We start from the raw sequence: 17,668 nt of genomic DNA on the forward strand, positions 1-17,668 counted from the left end.
ACAGGGTGACGCCAAGGAAGTATAACAAGTCGGATGGGGGCTGCATGACGTTCGATTTCGAGACGATCTTCGAAAAGGAACTCGACGTCGTCAATTTCAGGCGGCGGGCGATCGGCGGGGGCGCCGTCGAAGCGAACCGGCCGACGATCGCGCCCAACGCCGCGGCAAGCGAACGCTTCCACGTCCCCCGGCAGGAAGCGCGGCTATCGTCCGAACCGGGGACGAGCCGGCGCGGCACGGTGCGCATGCAGCCCGAGAGCAATTTGACCGGTCTTGCCTTTTCCGGCGGCGGCATCCGGTCCGCCGCATTCTGCCTCGGGGCTTCGCAGGCGCTCGATTCACTGCCGCGAGATGGCGAGCCGGGCGTCTTCGATGCCTTCGACTATCTCTCCACGGTTTCGGGGGGCGGCTATATCGGGACTTCCATCGTCTCCGGCATGATGCAGGAACCCTATACCTTCCCTTTTGCCAGCAAGCTCGATGCCCAGGAGACGGAGGAGACCAAGCATCTCAGGAACTACTCGAATTTCCTCGCCCCGAACGGCGTGATCGACTACCTGACAAGCGGCGCGCTTCTCATTCGCGGCCTGCTCGTCAATCTATTGATCACGCTCCCGGCTCTGTTGTTGTTGGTGGTGATCTCCCTTCTCTTCAACCCGCGCGTCAGCGATCTCGACACGGCTGACGTGCTGGGCATTCCGCTGAGCGGCGTCCCGATGGTGACGATCGACGGGCTCGGCGCCTTCACGCTGACGATCAACCTGGCCATCCTCGGCGCGGTGCTGATGTTTGCGAGCGCCATCGCGACGTCGCTGACGTTCCAGAAGAGCAAGCTCATCACGCGCGAGAGACTGGCCCTTGGGCTCGGCGCCCTGCTCGCGGTCGTGATCGTCGCTGCCTTCGTCGAGCTGCAGCCTTTGATCCTCAGCGGCATGCTTCATCCAGGCGGCGATGCGGTTGATAGCGCCGAACTCAAGGACGGTGTCGTGAAGAGCGCTGCACTTGCAATCGCGCACGCGCTGCCGGCACTCGCGTCCGTTCTCCTGCCCGCCGCGCTGGTGTTGATCGGCTTTGCACAGAAGCTCGCCAATGTCGCAAGGGCGGCGCTTGGCGAGGCGAGCTGGACGGCGACGCTGAAGAAATACGGAAGCCGCATCGGGCTCTACGTCGCCGGGCTGGTCGTACCGTTGATGCTGTGGGTGTCTTATCTTTACCTGACGTTCTGGGCGCTGAGGACCGACGCGGACCTGCCGGCCGCATCCTCGATGCCGGGATGGTTGACGGGCGGGGCGGGGTTTATCAGCGCCCATCTTCCCGTCTTCGGGCGTATCGGTGCCGTCGGTTCGACCTATGTATGGGTGGCAGCGGTCCTTGGCGTCATCTGCCTGTTCATCGGCCCCAACTCCAATTCGCTCAACCAGCTATATCGGGATCGTCTCAGCCGCGCCTTCCTTTTCGAACGCCTGCAACTGAGCAAGAACAGACCTTCGACCGAAGTCGATCGCTGGAGGTTCTCCTCCCTCAAGCAGTTCGACGGCAAGAAGGAGTGGCGGGCGGGCGCTGCCTATTCGCCCTATCTTCTCGTCAATACCGCCATCAACCTGATCGCCTCGAAGGATCTGAACAAGCGGGGGCGCAACGCCGACAACTTCATCTTCAGCCCGCTGTTCATCGGCAGCGAGGCAACCCGCTACGTCGAAACCAAGGATATGGAGCGCGCCGTTCCCTCGCTCAGCCTTGCGACCGCGATGGCGACTTCGGGGGCGGCGGCGTCGGCCAACATGGGAAACCACACGGTCCGGATCCTGACCTTCAGCCTGTCGCTCCTCAATGTCCGGCTCGGCTATTGGCTCGCCAATCCGCGACGGCTGAAGAGCCTGAGCAAGACGTGGGCGCGCTGGTGGTCGAATGTCGGCACGTGGTATTTCGCGACCGAGAGTGCCGGCCTTCTCGACGAGAGGAAATTGAACGTCTACCTGACCGACGGCGGCCACATCGAGAACACCGGCATCTACGAGCTCCTCCGCCGGCGATGCAAAGTGATCGTCGCAATCGACGCGGAGGCCGATCCGAGTATGACGTTCGAGGCCTTCGTCAAGCTGCAGGTGATGGCGCGCATCGATTTCGGCATCCGCATCGAACTGCCATGGCGGGACATCCAGAAAAAGACGCTGAGCGTCGGCGAACCGTCTTCCGAGGGAAGTGCCGCGGCCAAGACCAAGGGTCCGCATGCGGCTGTCGGCATCATCCACTACGGCGAGAACGAAAAAGGTATTCTCTTTTACGTCAAATCCTCGCTAAGCGGTGACGAGAACGACTACATTGCCGACTACAAGCGGCGAAACCCTACATTTCCGCATGAAACGACGCTGGATCAGTTCTTCAGCGAGGAGCAGTTCGAGGTCTACCGCGCGCTTGCCTTCCACGCGGTCCGCAACTTCTTCTGCGGGGACGACGATGTCGCAACGCCGGCGATGGCGCCGGCAAACTGGAACGATGACGTCATTGCCGCCCTCGGCCTTTTGAACGTGCCGACGGCGATGCGCGCCTGTTTCCGTGCTCGTCTCGATGATCCGTCAAAAACATAGCAAGCGCTGGTATATTCTCTTATACTTCTCTCGCGTCCTTTTGGGGGAACGATCATGCGCATGATACGTGTGGCATCCCTAACGGCAGTGCTTGCGCTGACAGGTGGCGTTGGACACCCGTATCCTGCAGGCGCTCAGACGAGAGATGTCGTCTACTACTATGCGATGACGCCGACCGGCAAGCCGACGCCGCGTCCCTATCCCGGCTGCAAGCGCGTTCAGGTCAAGTCGAAGTCGCTGTGGGCGTGTCCCTCGTCCGCCTCAAACGCTCTTCCGGATTGGCTGGGTGGTTTGGTCGGCAATCTGAGCGGCGGATCGCGCGGCCAGGGCGATTTCGGCATGGGATCGGGCAGAAGTGGCGGCGGCATGGGCGGATCGCAAGGACGCGGCAGCGGCAACTCAGGAGGTTCCGGCAATAGCGGCGGCAGCAACTCGGGAAGCTCAGGCAGCAGTTCGGGAAGTTCCGGCGGCATGGGAGGCTCGGGCGGCGGCGGCATGGGCGGTTCCGGCGGCGGCGGCATGAATTGAGGTCTCGTCATCGTCGCCGAGGCTTTCGCCGCACTGCGCGGCAAGGGAGACGATCGGGGGTGCGATGAACGAGAACTGGGCCGTTTGCATCGGCATCAACGGATACGACAATCTGAAGCCGCTCGGTTTCGCGCGCCAGGATGCCGAGGCGATCAGCACCTTCTTTTCCCAGAACGCATTCAAGACCGTCTATTTTCTCGCCGAAGACGCGCCGCCGATCCAAACGGACTTCGGCCAGCCACTGCTGTCGCGGCCGACCTTCGGCAATCTCATGCGTTTTCTGCGGGTCCGATTCGAGCAGCCGTTCCTCGAGCCGAGCGACAATCTATGGTTCTTCTTCGCGGGCCATGGCAGGCGGGAACGCGAGCAGGACTATCTGCTTCCGATCGACGCCGATCCCGGCGATGTCGTCGAAACCGGCATACCGGTGCGCCATGTGGTCGAGCGGCTGCGCGGCAGCGGTGCGGAAAACGTCATCCTGTTGCTCGACGCCTGCCGCAACGACGGTGCGCGCGATGGCCAGGGCGTCGGCCTCGAACGGCAAAGAGGGATCGTGACGATCAGCTCCTGCAGCGCCACGGAATTCTCCTACGAGGTCGACGAGCTCGGCCATGGCGCCTTTACCTACGGGTTGCTGGAGGGCTTGCGTCTGCACGGCGAGCACAATTGCGCGACCGTGGAGCGGCTCGACAACTACCTGCAGAACCGGGTGCCGGAAATCTGTCGCCTGCACGCCAAGCCCCGGCAGACGCCCTGTACCTTCGCCGAACCGCTGTCGAAGCGGCATTTCATTCTGCTGCCGGCGCTCGCCCTGCCGGAGGATACCGAGCCGCTGAAGCTGCAGGCGCTCGAGGCCGAGGCAACCGGCGATCTGTCGCTTGCGGAGCAGCTATGGTGGCGCATCATCGCCGTCGATCCCACCGACGCCCAGGCGCGAGGCGCGGTCCGGCGGCTGCCGCTGAAGATCGAACAGGCACAACAGGCCGCCAAGCAGGCCCAAACGCTGGCCGAAACCGAAGAAGGCAGGCGCGAGGCCCGCCCGAACCACGAAGAAAAAACCGACACGGACGAAGGGAAACACTTCACCCTATCGCGGCGGCAGATGATAGTTGCGGGCGGCGCGGCGGCTGCCGGTCTTGCCGGGGTTGGCGCCTATCTCGCCGTTCCCTCTCTGCTTAGACCTTCGATGCCGCAGATCCGTTCCGAGATGGTCAAGATCCAGACCGTCGACAGCGTGGGCGATCCCGAGCCCGTCGCGCAGCAGAGCGTCGACTATTTCACCCACCCGATCGACGCGACCGCTGCCATCGATTTCAGCGTGGTTCCGGCAGGCGAGTTCACCATGGGCTCTGCGAGCAGCGAACCGTTCCGTCGCGACGGCGAGGGACCGGTGTTCATGCGGATCAGGCGTTTTGCTCTTGGCCGTACGGCGGTCACGCAAGCGCAATGGGCAGCCGTTCTTGCTCGGCATCCGGCGCAGGTGCGCCTGCCGCTTCCTCTCGACCCCGCCTCGTTCAAGGGCGCCGATCTGCCGGTCGAGACGGTGAGCTGGCAGTATGCCACGGAGTTTTGCGCGCGGCTTTCCGAGCTTGTGGGCCGGCGCTGCAGGCTGCCGAGCGAAGCGGAATGGGAATATGCCTGTCGGGCGCGCACCACGACGCCATTTCACTACGGACCGACATTGACGCCCGCCCTTGCGAACTATTGCGGCACGGGCGGCGCGGTCTGCGGGATGAGCTTCGGAAAGGACGTGTCCAGCCTCGAATACGATGGGATGACCTATCCGCTCGGCGCCTATGGGGACGGCCCGCCCGGCACTTTTTCGGGGTCCACCAAGCCCGTCCGATCCTTCCCGCCCAATCGCTTCGGTCTTTTCGAGATGCATGGCAATGTCTGGGAGCATTGCCTCGACAATTGGAGCGACCGGATCGAGGACCTGCCGGGTGACGGCAGCCCCTATGTCGGCGGGCGTCCCGATGTCCACGTCTTGCGGGGCGGATCGTGGTCCCATCATCCGGCAATCTGCCGCGCTGCCTATCGTGACCGGATGGACGATACGTTCCTCGGCTGGGAGGGCCGCGTGGGGTTCAGGGTTGTTTGCGAAATCTGAAAACTGGAGACCATGAAGCGATGGACAGGCAGATTTTTGTTGTAACTGACGCATCCCCGGTGATCGCGAACGATGTGGGTTCGCGCAGCAGCGAGGACGTGGGCGGCGGCTTCGGCAGCCGTCTGGCGCAAGGCGGCTTCCGCACGATCAGCCTCAGCGCCGAGGGATTGCGTGACCAGGTGACGAACCTGCTTGAAGTGGTGCAGTATGTTTTCGCGCAGGCGACCGATCGGCCGACGCTGGCTCTCGACCAGATAGAGCTCAGCGTCGAGATCAGCTCGGAAGGGCAGATCAGCATCCTGGGGACCGGCGGCAAGGCGGGCGGGCGCGGCGCCATAAAACTCACCTTCAAGCGGGCGGCAAAGCCGGAGACGAAGTCGGGCAACGCTGCGGCAGTCCTTGAGCCGGGCGCCAAATCCTGACAGGAATTTCCGTTTAGCGCGCACCTGGATAGCGCGAGTTCTTGAAGCACTCTCACGGTGTCCGAGCTTATGGTCCTAATCATTTAGAGTAATCTGAGGTTGAAGTCTCCAGTGAAATGCGCGACACTGGATGACGGTGCGTTGGGCTATCGGAGATGATGAACTTGATCTCCGCCTATATCTATTTTTCAATGATTTATTAGATGCTTGAATTGCTCGATATGAGGCGAGAATCGGCTTGACCTATTGGGGTTCTCGCGCTGCGCATGCGTAATTCGGTTGAGAAATAGTCTCGGCAGTCAACCTGTTTGGAGGGCATTCTCGATGAGGGTCTACGAGGCGATCGTGAAGGCACTTGAGGGGGTCGGCGTCGGTGCCGCCTTCGGCGGCGCGGGCGAAAACGCGGCCGGGCTGATGATTGCGCTGAAGCATTCCGCGACCATAAAGCCGGTGATCACGCGTCACGAGCAGGCGGCATCCTTCATGGCCTGCGGCTATGCCATGTGCACCGACAAACTCGGCTTCTGCTTTGCAACCGCTGGTCCCGGCGCCTTCAATCTCTTCTCTGGCCTGGCGGTTGCGATGTCGGATTCTTATCCGGTGCTTGCCGTCTCCGGCTATTCCTCGCTGGACTGGAAGGGGAAAGGCGCGCTCAACGAAACGTCCGGCGTCAACCGCACCCCCGACTCGCAGGCGATGTTTGCCGCCACGACGAAGAAGTCGTTCCTGCTGACGGATATCGCCAAGACCTGTGACGTCGTCGAAGAGGCGGTCAACCTCGCCTTCAACGGCCGACCGGGGCCTGTCCACATTCACGTGCCGGAAAATCTCACGCATCATGGCGTCAGTGTCGACAATTACCACGACATCAATCTGCAAGTGCAGCCGGCTTTGCCCGATCCGAAGCGTGTGAGCGAGGTGGCGGCTCTTCTCGCCGATGCCGTGGCGCGGGGCAAGAAGATCCTGGCGCTGATCGGCTTCGGCGCGGTCCGGAGCGGCGCGGGCCCCGAACTTACGGCGCTCGTCGAACGCTACCAGATACCGTTCGCGACCACCCTTGATGGAAAGGGCGTCATTTCAGAAGGCCATCCGCTATCGGTCGGCGTGTTCTGCGACAGCGGGCACAAGGCGGCGCGGAAAGCCTTTCTGGCGGCCGATATCATCTTCGCCGTCGGCAATTCCTTTGCCCAGCACGCGACGTTCAATTTCCGTGATGACCTGCTCGACGGAAAGACGCTCATTCACATCAACATCAGCGAAGTCGAGATCGACAAGGTCTACAAGGCGGATGCCGCCATCATCGCCGATGCGAAACGCGCCGTTGCCGCTCTCAACAAGGAGATCTGGCCGATCGCCGCCGCCGTTGCCGCAAGGCCGCCCGTCGATCGCGACTATGACGACGAATGGGTGATCGAGCTCTCGGAGAAGCTTCACCCCGGAAGGCTCGCACAGGTCGTCTCCCACAACCTGCCGGACAATGCCATCGTGCTTGCGGATGCGGGCGCCCATCTCGCCTGGCTCGGCTATTACCTCGAACTGTCGCCTGGCCAGTTCTTCCGGAAACCCGGTGGTTTCGGACCGATGGCGGGCCATGTGAACGGCGCGCTCGGTGCCAAATGCGGCAATCCCGGCCGGCCGGTGATCGTCGGCTGCGGCGACGGCTGCTATCTTTTGTCGGGCTTCGAACTGCTGACGGCCGTTCAGTACGATCTTCCGGCCATCTGGATCATCTTCAACGACAGCGAGTTCAAGCTGATCAAGCTCTATCAGCTGCAAGCCTACCGTGAGACTGGCCTCGTCGAGTTTCCCAACCCGGACTACGTCGCTTTTGCCGAGGCCTGCGGCGCGCGCGGCTATCGGGTGGAGACGATCGAGGAGTTCGAGGCGGCGTTCAAGCAGGCGCTGGCGCTCGGCAAGCCTGTCATCATCGATGCCCACATCACGCGACACGCGCTGCCGCACTACAGTCCGTCGCCAAGGGGTATCCTGGCGGGGATCGGCGAGATGATCGAGGATCGCTTGCGCCCACAGCAAACGCCTTAGGGCAAAATCGCGATGGGAACGGCTAGGCGAGCGCAGCGCCCGCCCGAGGTCCCTCGCGACGCATCGAAGTTGCCAGCATTCCTGTCGAAGAAGAGCACTCAAAGCCTTCCTTCGATGCCTTCAAGGAGGGGAACGATGACGGCGTGGACTGAGACATACCAGGGGGGCGTCGAAGCCGAACGGTTGATGTTCGAGCGCCTCGCGGTGGATATGATGCGCGTCCAGTATAAGACGCGCGCGCATGCGAAGGCGGCCGAAATTCAACGAGCCTTCCACAGCAAGGCCGTCTTTGCGTCCATCGATGCGGAGCTCATCTTCGAGAACGATCTGCCGGAGGATCTGAGGGTAGGGTTCGCCCAGCCAGGCCGGTCCTATCCGGCGATCCTGCGCCTCTCCAACGCCAGCGGTTTCGGTCAGCCGGACTACAAGCCGGATCTGCGCGGTCTGGCGGTGCGCATCAAGGTCTCGCATGAGGAAGAGCACGATCTGCTGGCGACCAATTTTCCGGTTTCGCATGCGCGCGATGCCCGCCAGTTCGTGGCTTTCGCCAAGGCGACCGCCGGCGGGCGCATCAGCCAGCTCTGCGGCATCATCGGCCTCCTCTTCAGCTTCGGTCCCTCCGAAACGATGCGAATGATCCGCAATGTCACGACGGGACGCAATCGCAAGATCCGCAGTCTGGCGCTGGAGAGCTACTGGAGCCGCGGGGCGATCTGTTGGGGCGAAAAGCAGGCGGTGCGCTATTTCTTCCGGCCGGTTCCAGGTGCGGCGCCCGCGCCGAACCCTTCGGAAACCGATCCCTCCTACCTGTCGACAGAGCTTGCGAAGCGTCTTGAGGCCGGCGATATACGCTTCGAGCTCTGCCTCCAGCGCTTCGCCGATCCGAGATCGACGCCGATCGAGGATACCTCCGTCGAGTGGACCGAGATGGTCGCGCCGCCGGTGAAGGTCGCGGAATTGCGTGTCGGGAAGGCCAAGGTCGGCGTGGCCGAGGCGATCGCGGATGCGCGCCGCATCGACGAACTCGCCTTCAATCCGTGGAATACGACCGATGCCTTCCGCCCGCTCGGCAATCTGAACCGGGCGCGAAAGGCCGTATACGACGCCGGCTCGGCCTATCGCCACAGCTTTCGCTGGCAGACGCCCGTGCCGCTGCGCAACAGGTTGCTCGGGAGGTTTGCGCGCTCGTCCTTCCTCGTCATCAACCGATATATCGAATGGCACCGTCTGCCGCTGCGGCTTAGCCTGCTCAATCTCGACGCCTTTCGATACGTGCTGCGCGAGAAAAACCTGATCGCCACCGATATTGCCGAGGCGCCGCCTGTCGCCCGCCCCGTGCCGCCGTCCACCATTGCCGAAGGCGAGCGGCAGGTGCGCACCTATGACGGAACGTTCAACGATTTGTCGTCACCGAAGATGGGTGCGGTCGGGTCGACCTTCGGCCGCAATCTGACGCCGGTTTTCGCGCCGGAGCTGTTCGATACGCCGAACCCGGTCGTCGTCGCCCGTCAGCTTCTGCACCGCGACGCTTTCGTGCCTGCCCGGTCGCTCAATATCCTCGCCGCCGCCTGGATCCAGTTCCAGGTGCACGACTGGGTCAATCATGCGCGCCATCCGCTTGGCGAGAAGGATGTGGTGGTGCCGCTGCCGACCGGCATGAGCTGGATCAGCGAAGTCGGTGGCAAGGCCGAAGACGTCATGCGCATTGCCGGCAACATGGAAATCGGCGGCTACGACGGCAAGCCACCCATCTATTTCGGCAACGCAGCTTCGCACTGGTGGGACGGCTCGGAGGTCTATGGCCCCGACAGCACCAAGGCGAAAGCTCTGCGGGAAGGCGCCAAGATCCGCCTCGTCAACGGCCATCTGCCGATCGACGTGCGCGGTTTCGAGGTAACCGGCTTCAACGAGAGCTGGTGGCTGGGACTGAGCGCCATGCACACGCTCTTTGCGCGTGAGCACAACCTGCTCTGCGACGAGCTGAGGCGCCTATATGGCAACTGGGACGACGAGCGGGTCTACCAGACCGCTCGGCTGATCGTTTCGGCGCTGATCGCCAAGATCCATACGGTGGAATGGACGCCGGCGATCCTCGCCACCAAGGCGATCGACGTCGGCCTCTCCAGCAACTGGAATGGTCCGCCGGCCAACGACTGGTTGACCAAGGCCGGCCTTTGGCTGGTCGACGCGCATGCTGCCACCGGCATTCCGAAGACCATGCCCGATCACCACGGCGCGCCCTATTCGTTGACCGAGGATTTCGTCACCGTCTACCGCATGCATCCGCTTCTGCCTGACGACTACTGCTTCTACGATCATAAGACCGGGCGGAAGATCGCCGAGAAGGGCTTCATGGATATCCAGGGGCCCGGCGCCGACGATATCATGCGCGACTACGGCCTTCGAAACACGCTCTATTCCTTCGGCACCGCCTATCCAGGCGCCATCGCGCTGCATAATTTCCCCCGCGCGCTCACCGCTTTCGAGCGCAACAACGAGCTTATCGACCTCTCCGTAGTCGACCTAGTGCGCACGCGCCGCCGCGGGGTGCCGCGCTACAACGACTTCCGGGCCGGGCTGCACAGGCCACGCATCAAGCACTGGGAGGAGCTTGCCACCAACCCGGACGACGTGCGCCTGCTCAAGGAAATCTACGGCGACATCGACCGCGTCGATACGGTGGTCGGCCTCTTCGCCGAGCCGGCGCCGACCGGTTTCGGCTTCAGCGACACGGCCTTCCGCATCTTCATCCTGATGGCTTCGCGCCGGCTTCAGAGCGATCGCTTCCTGACGGTCGATTTCCGCCCGGAGGTCTATTCGCCTTTCGGCATCGACTGGATCGCCAACAACGGCATGACGAGCCTCATTCTGCGTCACTGCCCGGACCTTGCCGCCATGCTGCCGCGCACGGCGAGCGCCTTTGCGCCCTGGCGGCCGATCATTCCCGGTGGCGACAGGCAGGACATGGATAGGACGACATCATGACCGACGCACCTTCCTCCTCGACCGGACATCGGGGCCTCGACGCGCTCCTGAAAAGGCCGCTGGTCGAGGCGATCTGGCGACGCCGGACCCATCGTGTCAGCCAGGGCAGCACGGTTCTCGCCGGCACGATGAGCTACCAGTCCCCGCATGAGCGCGAGCCCCTGTCGGATATTGAAGAGGCGATGCTGATCGCGGTGACCGGCGCCACAGGCCTCACCATGCCGGATCGCCCCTTCGAGGATCCGGCGACGCATCAGCCGATCATGGCGAAACCCAACCTGGTCATGGAGGGGCGGACCGCCGGCAGTCCAGACAACGCGCAGGGTACGCATTTCTTCATGATCAACGACAGCGGCACCTATTTCATCCGCCGGCTGCCGCCGCTGCCCGACGGCGAACGAGGGTTGACGGCCGAGCGGCTGCTTAGCCGAGCCGCCGAGGCAAAGGTGCGCATCCTCGACAAGCGCCTGGACGTCGCCGAGGGCAAGCGCGCCTTTCCGGCCTATCTCGATTCCAACCGGTTCCTCTCCAATCTGCCGGGAACGACGATCTTCCTGCCGGTGGTCGATCTGTCGCGGCAATACATCAACGGCATGATGTATCTCTTGACGCAGCCGGACGGGGCGCGGCCGGCGATCGTCGACGACCGCAATTTCTACCGGATGGCCGGCGTGAAGAAATGGGTCGACAAAGGCTTTCTCAACAAGGACATCAAGATACCGCTCGGCGTCATCGGCTCGCTGCGCACGCAGATCGAGGCCGATCTTTTGCTGCAGAACCTGTTTCTGACCGCCGATGCCATGGGCCTCGGCGCCTGGATCCACGGATCGATCAGCCCGCCGGTTCTCCTTGGCGACCCGAAATTCCTGAAAACCTATGGGCCGCTGCTCGGCTTCGACGTGGTGACGCCGCGCTGGCGCTTGATGGATATCCTGCGATGGCAGGTTCCGTTGCCGCGCTATTCCAACCTGCGCAGCAACCCGATCGGGCTGCGCTTCAAGGGCGAGCATCTCATCAAGGGCATGTCGCCGCCCTATTACAACTCGATGGCCGATGCGGTCACCGCCGTCATCGAGGAGAAGTTCGGCAAAAGCGGTCTTTTCAACGACCAGGCGCTGTTTGCGGAGATCTACAAGGACGACTACGGCAAGCGCTATCTGACGGAGGCGGCCGTCTACAGCGACGATGTGATCGCCTGCGCGCGCGACATCTGCACGTATATCTACGAGACGCATGGTCGCTTTCCGGCCCATTGCGATGCAATCCATGTTCCCGGCGTCTGGCTGCAGGCGCATCACGTCGAACTGGACTACTACGACCGCTTTTTCCGCAACGGCGTGACCGAGGCTCACCGCAACCATCATCGCGATTGGCACGGGTAAGGCTTTTCGAGAGCGCGTCATGATCGAACTATCACGATATATTACGCTTGGAAGGCGTTGCTCTCAGCGCGTGCACAAGAAATCGTCAAATACAGATCAGCTATGCTTCTTAGGGATGCAGAAAAGATCGCGGATTAATTCCTTGTAGCTATTATATTTCAAATGCTTAATCGTCATTTATGCATGGCGTTACGGCAGGAAAACTTGACCATTTCTGATTGCAGCAGTAATTGTTAATAGATTCCATAATTGTAGTCGCGTCTTTATGCGCATTTGCGCGATCGACCTTTTGAAGGGAGATGAAAGATGGAATCGCTTCACCTGACAATGGAGCTGTGTGGCCAGAACAAGATCAAGATGGCTTGGTCGGACCGCAAGTACTGGAGCCCCGCGCATTATTTCGTTGATGCTGGCCTTGTGAAGCAGGCGAGCGACAGCGTTCGAGAGGTATTGGACGGGATCTCGACTGAGATACGTCAAGAGTCTCTCGATAGCCCGGTCTTTCACAGGCGTTGGCTGCCACAGTTGGCGGAAGCCGGCGCTGTGCTCGCCGATCAGGTTTTCAGCCCCGTCGACAACGATCCGGGAACCGCCGCACAGGTGAAGAGGATCATCACCGAGGCGACCGAGCCGATCGAGCTGACGGTCTCCACCGATGGCTCGGTTCATATTCCCTGGGCGTTCCTCTACCGCAAGGATCCCTACGAGCTCGATACCCAGGGACAACCCGACGCGACGACCATCAGCGATTTTTCCGACTTCTGGCTCGGCATATTCAAGATCTATGTCCGTTATTCCGTGACCGACCTCATTCGCTGCTCGCGGTCGAAGCGCGACACTTTCCGCTTCCTCTACGCGCTCAACAAGGACCTCTTCAACAGCGCGCTGCGGGTGCTGCCGCAGGACGAGCAGACCACCTGCTCGAGGCTGCTTTCCGAAGAGGTGGGCGAGGTAACGACCTGGGCGGGCTGCCGGGAAAAATGGCGCAGCATCGAGGGCAAGAACTCCATCATCTATGTCTTCGGCCACAGCGATGGCGACGATATCGTCTTGGAAGGCGACACCCGCATCACCACGGCGCAGTTCAATTTCCTGTTCAAGAAGCACGAAGGCGCCTCCGACACCGTTTGCGTCCTGAACGGCTGCCGAACGGGCGTGGGACCGCTGTTTGACAGCTTCATCAAGGTCACGTCGGGACCGGGCTTCCACGGGTTCATCGGCACCGAAGCGGAGGTCGCGAACAATTTCGCGGCAAGCTACGGCATCGAGCTCATGAAACAGATCTGCGAGAACGGCCGCAGCGTCGGCGAGGCCTTCGAGAGCCTGCAACAGGAGAAGTTCCCGACCAGCCTCTTCTACACCTGCTATGCCAATCCAGAATTCAGAGTTCCAAGACCATCGGAGTGATGTGGAAAGATGGATTCGAGCGCGGCGGCGTATGACGCCAGACCGATACAATGGCCGGATCAGCCCTATAAGGGACTGAATTTCTTTCGGGAAAGCGATGCGCCGCTTTTTACGGAACGCGATTTCGACGTCCGTGACTGCGGCATGCTGCTCGGCCAGTTCTCGACCCGCGTCCTTCTTCTCCACGGCAATAGCGGCGCGGGCAAATCCTCATTCCTCAGGGCCGGGCTCGTGCCCTGGCTGAAGCAGCAGCACGGCGCGTTCTATTTTCTGACCGATGAGGCGTCGGAGCTGATCTTCGTGCGCTCGACCGACGACCCGGTCTATCAGGTCCATGAGGTCCTGCGGGCGGCGTTTCAAAGCGATCCGCAGCTTTCGAAGCTTGCGACCCCGGATATCGCCGCCGCCAAGCAACGCCTGTCGCAACCGGCGGAAAAGGATCGCGAACTGCTGGCGGCAAAGGTGGTCGAGGCGCTTTCGGCGATCGCCATGGCGCTCACGCCGCATCTGGTATTGATGATCGACCAGAGCGAGGAAGTGTTTTCCGCGGGAACACCCACCGACGAGGACAATCGCCGGCTTGCCTTTTTCAACATGCTCGAGGAGATCTGCTTCCAGAACCTCCCGCTGAAAGTCATCGTCGTGATGCGCACGGAGTTCTATGGCAGGTTCAGCAATGCGCTCGGCATCCTTCCCCGCACCAATGTCGAGAATGCCGATATTGGCTTCCGGCAATATCTGCTGCGCGATCTACACACCCGAGAGAGCCTCGTGGCGGTCATCCGGCGTCCGACGCTCGACGGAACGGAGGTTGAGCCCAACCCGCCGCGTTCGGTTTATGGCTTTACCTTCGAACAGGGTGTGCCCGAGCTGCTGGCGGACGACCTGCTTTCGCAGTTCGGTGAAAGCGGCCCGCTGCCGGTGCTGCAGATCGTTTGCGAAACGCTTTACCGCAACGTCGTGACTGGCGCGAAGCGCGCGGTGATCACTGCTGCCGACTATACCAGCGTCGGCAATGCGCAAGGGTTCATGGAGAAGTATATCGACAGCGCGATCGCCGAAGCGCTGCCGGGCGACGACCCCAACCCCGCCCGCGAGCATATCGTCCGCTGGCGCCACGTACTTGCCAGTCTCGCCGGCAGGCAGGGATCGGGATCCGTGACCACGCTGATCGCGCGGGAAAGTTCGATGGTCCAGACGGCGGAGGCGCAAGGGGTCACCGAAGATATCGAGGCGACGCTAGCGCGCATGACGGAACGGCGGCTCTTGAGAAAAGTCGCAAGCCTTTCGCGCGTCGACGAGGCCGAACCCAAATACAGTCTCGGCCACGATGCCCTTGCCGCATCGCTCTGCATCTGGTCGGAGGCCTGGAACACCTATGAGGGCCAGCTGACCGCCGCCGAACGTGAGAACGAGCGATGGCGCAAGCGCATGAAGGCGCGTGCGACCACCTTTGCCGGCATTTTCACCTGTATCGCGCTGACCGCCGGCGGCTTGATCTTCTACGACCACTTCAACACGCAGAACACCATTCTGAAACGCGTGACCACGCTTGTCGAGGAATCGAGGGAACCGACATTTTCGGACAAGCTGCTGGGCCTCATGTCCACGCTCGATCTGACAAAATCCTTCATGCCGCTTCCGGAAAGGCATGCGGCCGAGCTGGTGCTGCGCAAGGTCCTGTGGCGCGCTCCGAGATATGGGGGCACGGCCGATGCGGCCGGCTTCGATCTCGCCTCTCGCCGGATCGCGTACCTGTCGGCCGATGGAACGGTCGTGGTTCAGGCTTTTGCGGGATCGAATGAAAGGCGCAACCTCGGCAAGATCACCGATCAAAAGGCGCTGACGCCATTCCCGTCCGCAACGGTCGGGTTCGTCAAAGGGCTCGACAACCCGGTCGTCTACAAGAACGGCTTCCTGCACGCCTACAACGGGACGCAGTGGGTAGCGCCATTCGACATCACCACATTGCTGCCGCCCGAATTTCTGACGGGAACGCCGCCCTTCGTCGATATCGCCGGCGGCTCGCTGCGGGTGGTCGTTTCCAACCTGAAGCAGGGGACATTCAACCTGCTCCTCGTGAAAGGCGAGCAGCACGGTCAGGAGATCACCTTCCGCGCGGCGGGCAACATCACGGTGAGCAGGGGCGAGAGCCGCTACTTCCCGACGATCTCGGACTCGTCCGGGTTCGTCGCAAGGCTTGCTCCCGACCAGGCCAACGAGACGGAGGCCCTACTGGTCGCCGATATGTCGGAACCGGTGCCGGTGTGGGGTGCCGTCGCTCGAATGCCGCCGTTGAACCAGCAGACCGGGCTCAATTTCGCCCGCTCCATCTCGTTTTCGCCGGACGGCGCCTTCCTGGCGATGCGCCAGGAGCAGGATTGGGTGAAGCTTTTCGCCATCCGCTCGGCGCCGATGCGGCCGACGCCGACGATCCGGCTCGAAAACTGGCCGAATTCCGTGCCGACCTCGTGGCCCAACCTGCGCCCGCTGATGGCGGCGGTCGAGCGACCGAGTGGGGACTGGCGCGTGGCATGGCCGACAACGGCCGGCATCGTGGTCGGCGAGGGTAAATTCGGTGGCAAGCTGCAACCGTTGCTTGGAAAGACCACCGATGGCCTCTACTCGGATGCCAACGACGCCATGCGCTTGAAGTTCAGCGACGACGGTTCGCTGCTGGTCGCCGAAAGCAAGGGCTTTCGCGGGCGTCAGAGCAGGGTGCTGGTTTGGGATCTCTCCCCGGATCGCCAGAAGGCGCTCGATGCGCTGCCGCTTGGGTCTCTTCGCGACGAAGCCTGCCGAGTGGCCGCGATCTCCGGCAGCGCCGAACTTAAGCAAGACGACATGAACGCGCTCTTTGGCCAGCGGGTGAACCAGCCATGCCCACTTTATTGACCTCCGGCGTCTTCCAGCAGTTCGACAATCTGTTTCAGCTGCTGAAAGGCGGCAAGATACCGATACCGACGATTGCGGCCTTTGCCAGCGAGCGTTGCCTGCCGCGCGGGGCCGTCGGCGAGGAGATCGTCAGGGATCAGGATTATTTCTCGATCGAGATCAACGAACTCTTTCTTGCCGAGGGACGCCGCTGGTGGGCCAACTACGATCCGGCGGTGCTGATCGTCTGCGAGTTCGTCTATGGCGGCGACAAGATGCTCGTGCCGATGGTGGTCGGGCCGTCGATGATGGAAAACCAGTTCGGCAAACTGCCGCTTGGCGTCGTCCTGCAGGATACGCGCGTGGTGGGTCCGTATCCGTTCCGCGGTGACCGTATCAAGATCAGCGTCGTGCTCTACCGCGTTCGTCACGATAGTGCCGCGCGCGAACTGTTGCGCCTGGTGGAGCAGATTTCCACCGCGATCGGTGTTCCCGCCGATGCCGGGATATTGATGAAGATGGGCCAGACGATCCTTGGCGGGGTGGAGTCCCTGATGGGCCTCGGCGATACGGAACCCGTCGTCGGACACCGGATCGAACTCGACGGCAATCGTCTGCAGGGCTTGCGCTCCTCCGCGACGGTGTTGAGTTCCGGCGATCCGCAGGAGATCGGCGGCCTATGGATCGACGGTGGCCGCCTGCGTACGGGCGAGATCGGAGCCTCAAAGGTGCCGTACGACGCGGCGGACTACGTGCTCTATACGCTGCAGCGGCACACCTCGCGGGGCGAGGAAGCGACGCTGCCGTTCTACGAACTCTACGAGCAGGCCCTGAAATCGGCCGTCCTTGCCGACGACAGCGGCGAGAGCTGGAAACAGGCGAAGGCCAATCTGCTGTCGCTCTACCAACAGATGGTCATCAGCCCGGATATAACAGCGACGGAGGCCGACCAGCTGTTTGCGAAGTATACGGAAAGCCTGAAGGCCAAGCGCGCGATTGCCGAAAACGTGCGCAAGATGGGTGCCGCCAAGCCACCTCAACTTTCCGATGCACGCCAGCGGCTCAATCGGGCGGTCTCCGTGCTGGATCTGGAATAGCGTTCTGAACCCGCACCGGGACCGGCGTTCCGCGATTTTTACGTGCAGAAAAAAAATTTTCGCGCAGGCATACACATCGGCCGAAACCATACCTACATTACCCGTGCTTCCGCCGCCGGAGTGTTTCGCGAGACGTTCGCGGGCAGGCGGAGGCCGGCGCCTCTGCCCGATACCGTAACGTGCGGCGAAGGCAGGGGAGGTGAATGCCGCGGCGGCGCGGCCGGCAGTCTGA

10 protein-coding genes are annotated in these 17,668 nt (G+C 62.1%); all 10 read left to right on the plus strand.

Features of this window, described 5'->3' with window-relative positions; genetic code table 11:
* The first annotated feature begins 44 nt into the window (after window positions 1-44).
* Window positions 45-2,588 carry a patatin-like phospholipase family protein gene (locus tag AB4048_RS22130; protein ID WP_442204142.1) on the plus strand — a complete coding sequence of 848 codons (2,544 nt, stop codon included), beginning with the start codon at window positions 45-47 and terminating at the stop codon, window positions 2,586-2,588.
* 54 nt (window positions 2,589-2,642) lie between these two features.
* A complete protein-coding gene (locus tag AB4048_RS22135) occupies window positions 2,643-3,116 on the plus strand; it encodes a hypothetical protein (protein WP_442204143.1) in 474 nt (157 codons plus the stop codon).
* Window positions 3,117-3,180: 64 nt separating this feature from the next.
* The gene (locus tag AB4048_RS22140) at window positions 3,181-5,226 is read left to right on the plus strand and encodes an SUMF1/EgtB/PvdO family nonheme iron enzyme (protein WP_442204144.1); all 2,046 of its coding nucleotides are present in this window, start codon (window positions 3,181-3,183) and stop codon (window positions 5,224-5,226) included.
* A 20-nt stretch (window positions 5,227-5,246) separates the two neighbouring features.
* Window positions 5,247-5,648, plus strand: a complete 402-nt coding sequence (locus tag AB4048_RS22145; RefSeq protein WP_442204145.1) for a Pepco domain-containing protein — start codon at window positions 5,247-5,249, stop codon at window positions 5,646-5,648.
* A 324-nt stretch (window positions 5,649-5,972) separates the two neighbouring features.
* Entirely contained in the window at window positions 5,973-7,691 is a 1,719-nt protein-coding gene (locus tag AB4048_RS22150; RefSeq protein ID WP_442204146.1) for a thiamine pyrophosphate-binding protein, read from the plus strand.
* A gap of 135 nt (window positions 7,692-7,826) precedes the next feature.
* Window positions 7,827-10,676: a peroxidase family protein gene (locus AB4048_RS22155; protein ID WP_442204147.1), complete on the plus strand. Its 2,850-nt coding sequence runs from the start codon at window positions 7,827-7,829 to the stop codon at window positions 10,674-10,676.
* A complete protein-coding gene (locus tag AB4048_RS22160) occupies window positions 10,673-12,058 on the plus strand; it encodes a hypothetical protein (protein WP_442204148.1) in 1,386 nt (461 codons plus the stop codon). The genes AB4048_RS22155 and AB4048_RS22160 overlap by 4 nt, the downstream gene beginning before the upstream one ends.
* 306 nt (window positions 12,059-12,364) lie before the next feature.
* Window positions 12,365-13,465, plus strand: coding sequence for a hypothetical protein (locus AB4048_RS22165; RefSeq protein WP_442204149.1), 1,101 nt, complete (start codon window positions 12,365-12,367; stop codon window positions 13,463-13,465).
* Between the two features lie 9 nt (window positions 13,466-13,474).
* Window positions 13,475-16,360, plus strand: a complete 2,886-nt coding sequence (locus tag AB4048_RS22170; RefSeq protein WP_442204150.1) for an nSTAND1 domain-containing NTPase — start codon at window positions 13,475-13,477, stop codon at window positions 16,358-16,360.
* Window positions 16,345-17,436, plus strand: coding sequence for a hypothetical protein (locus tag AB4048_RS22175; RefSeq protein ID WP_442204151.1), 1,092 nt, complete (start codon window positions 16,345-16,347; stop codon window positions 17,434-17,436). Before AB4048_RS22170 ends, AB4048_RS22175 begins: the two co-directional genes overlap by 16 nt.
* Window positions 17,437-17,668 lie beyond the last annotated feature (232 nt).

It is taken from the genome of Rhizobium sp. RAF56 (assembly GCF_052113965.1).
GTDB lineage: Bacteria > Pseudomonadota > Alphaproteobacteria > Rhizobiales > Rhizobiaceae > Rhizobium.

Excerpts from the sequence above, each read along its gene's own strand:
- AB4048_RS22130 (WP_442204142.1), top strand. The coding sequence starts at position 45 with ATGACGTTCGATTTCGAGACGATCTTCGAAAAGGAACTCGACGTCGTC.
- AB4048_RS22135 (WP_442204143.1), top strand. The coding sequence starts at position 2,643 with ATGCGCATGATACGTGTGGCATCCCTAACGGCAGTGCTTGCGCTGACA.
- AB4048_RS22140 (WP_442204144.1), top strand. The coding sequence starts at position 3,181 with ATGAACGAGAACTGGGCCGTTTGCATCGGCATCAACGGATACGACAAT.
- AB4048_RS22145 (WP_442204145.1), top strand. The coding sequence starts at position 5,247 with ATGGACAGGCAGATTTTTGTTGTAACTGACGCATCCCCGGTGATCGCG.
- AB4048_RS22150 (WP_442204146.1), top strand. The coding sequence starts at position 5,973 with ATGAGGGTCTACGAGGCGATCGTGAAGGCACTTGAGGGGGTCGGCGTC.
- AB4048_RS22155 (WP_442204147.1), top strand. The coding sequence starts at position 7,827 with ATGACGGCGTGGACTGAGACATACCAGGGGGGCGTCGAAGCCGAACGG.
- AB4048_RS22160 (WP_442204148.1), top strand. The coding sequence starts at position 10,673 with ATGACCGACGCACCTTCCTCCTCGACCGGACATCGGGGCCTCGACGCG.
- AB4048_RS22165 (WP_442204149.1), top strand. The coding sequence starts at position 12,365 with ATGGAATCGCTTCACCTGACAATGGAGCTGTGTGGCCAGAACAAGATC.
- AB4048_RS22170 (WP_442204150.1), top strand. The coding sequence starts at position 13,475 with ATGGATTCGAGCGCGGCGGCGTATGACGCCAGACCGATACAATGGCCG.
- AB4048_RS22175 (WP_442204151.1), top strand. The coding sequence starts at position 16,345 with ATGCCCACTTTATTGACCTCCGGCGTCTTCCAGCAGTTCGACAATCTG.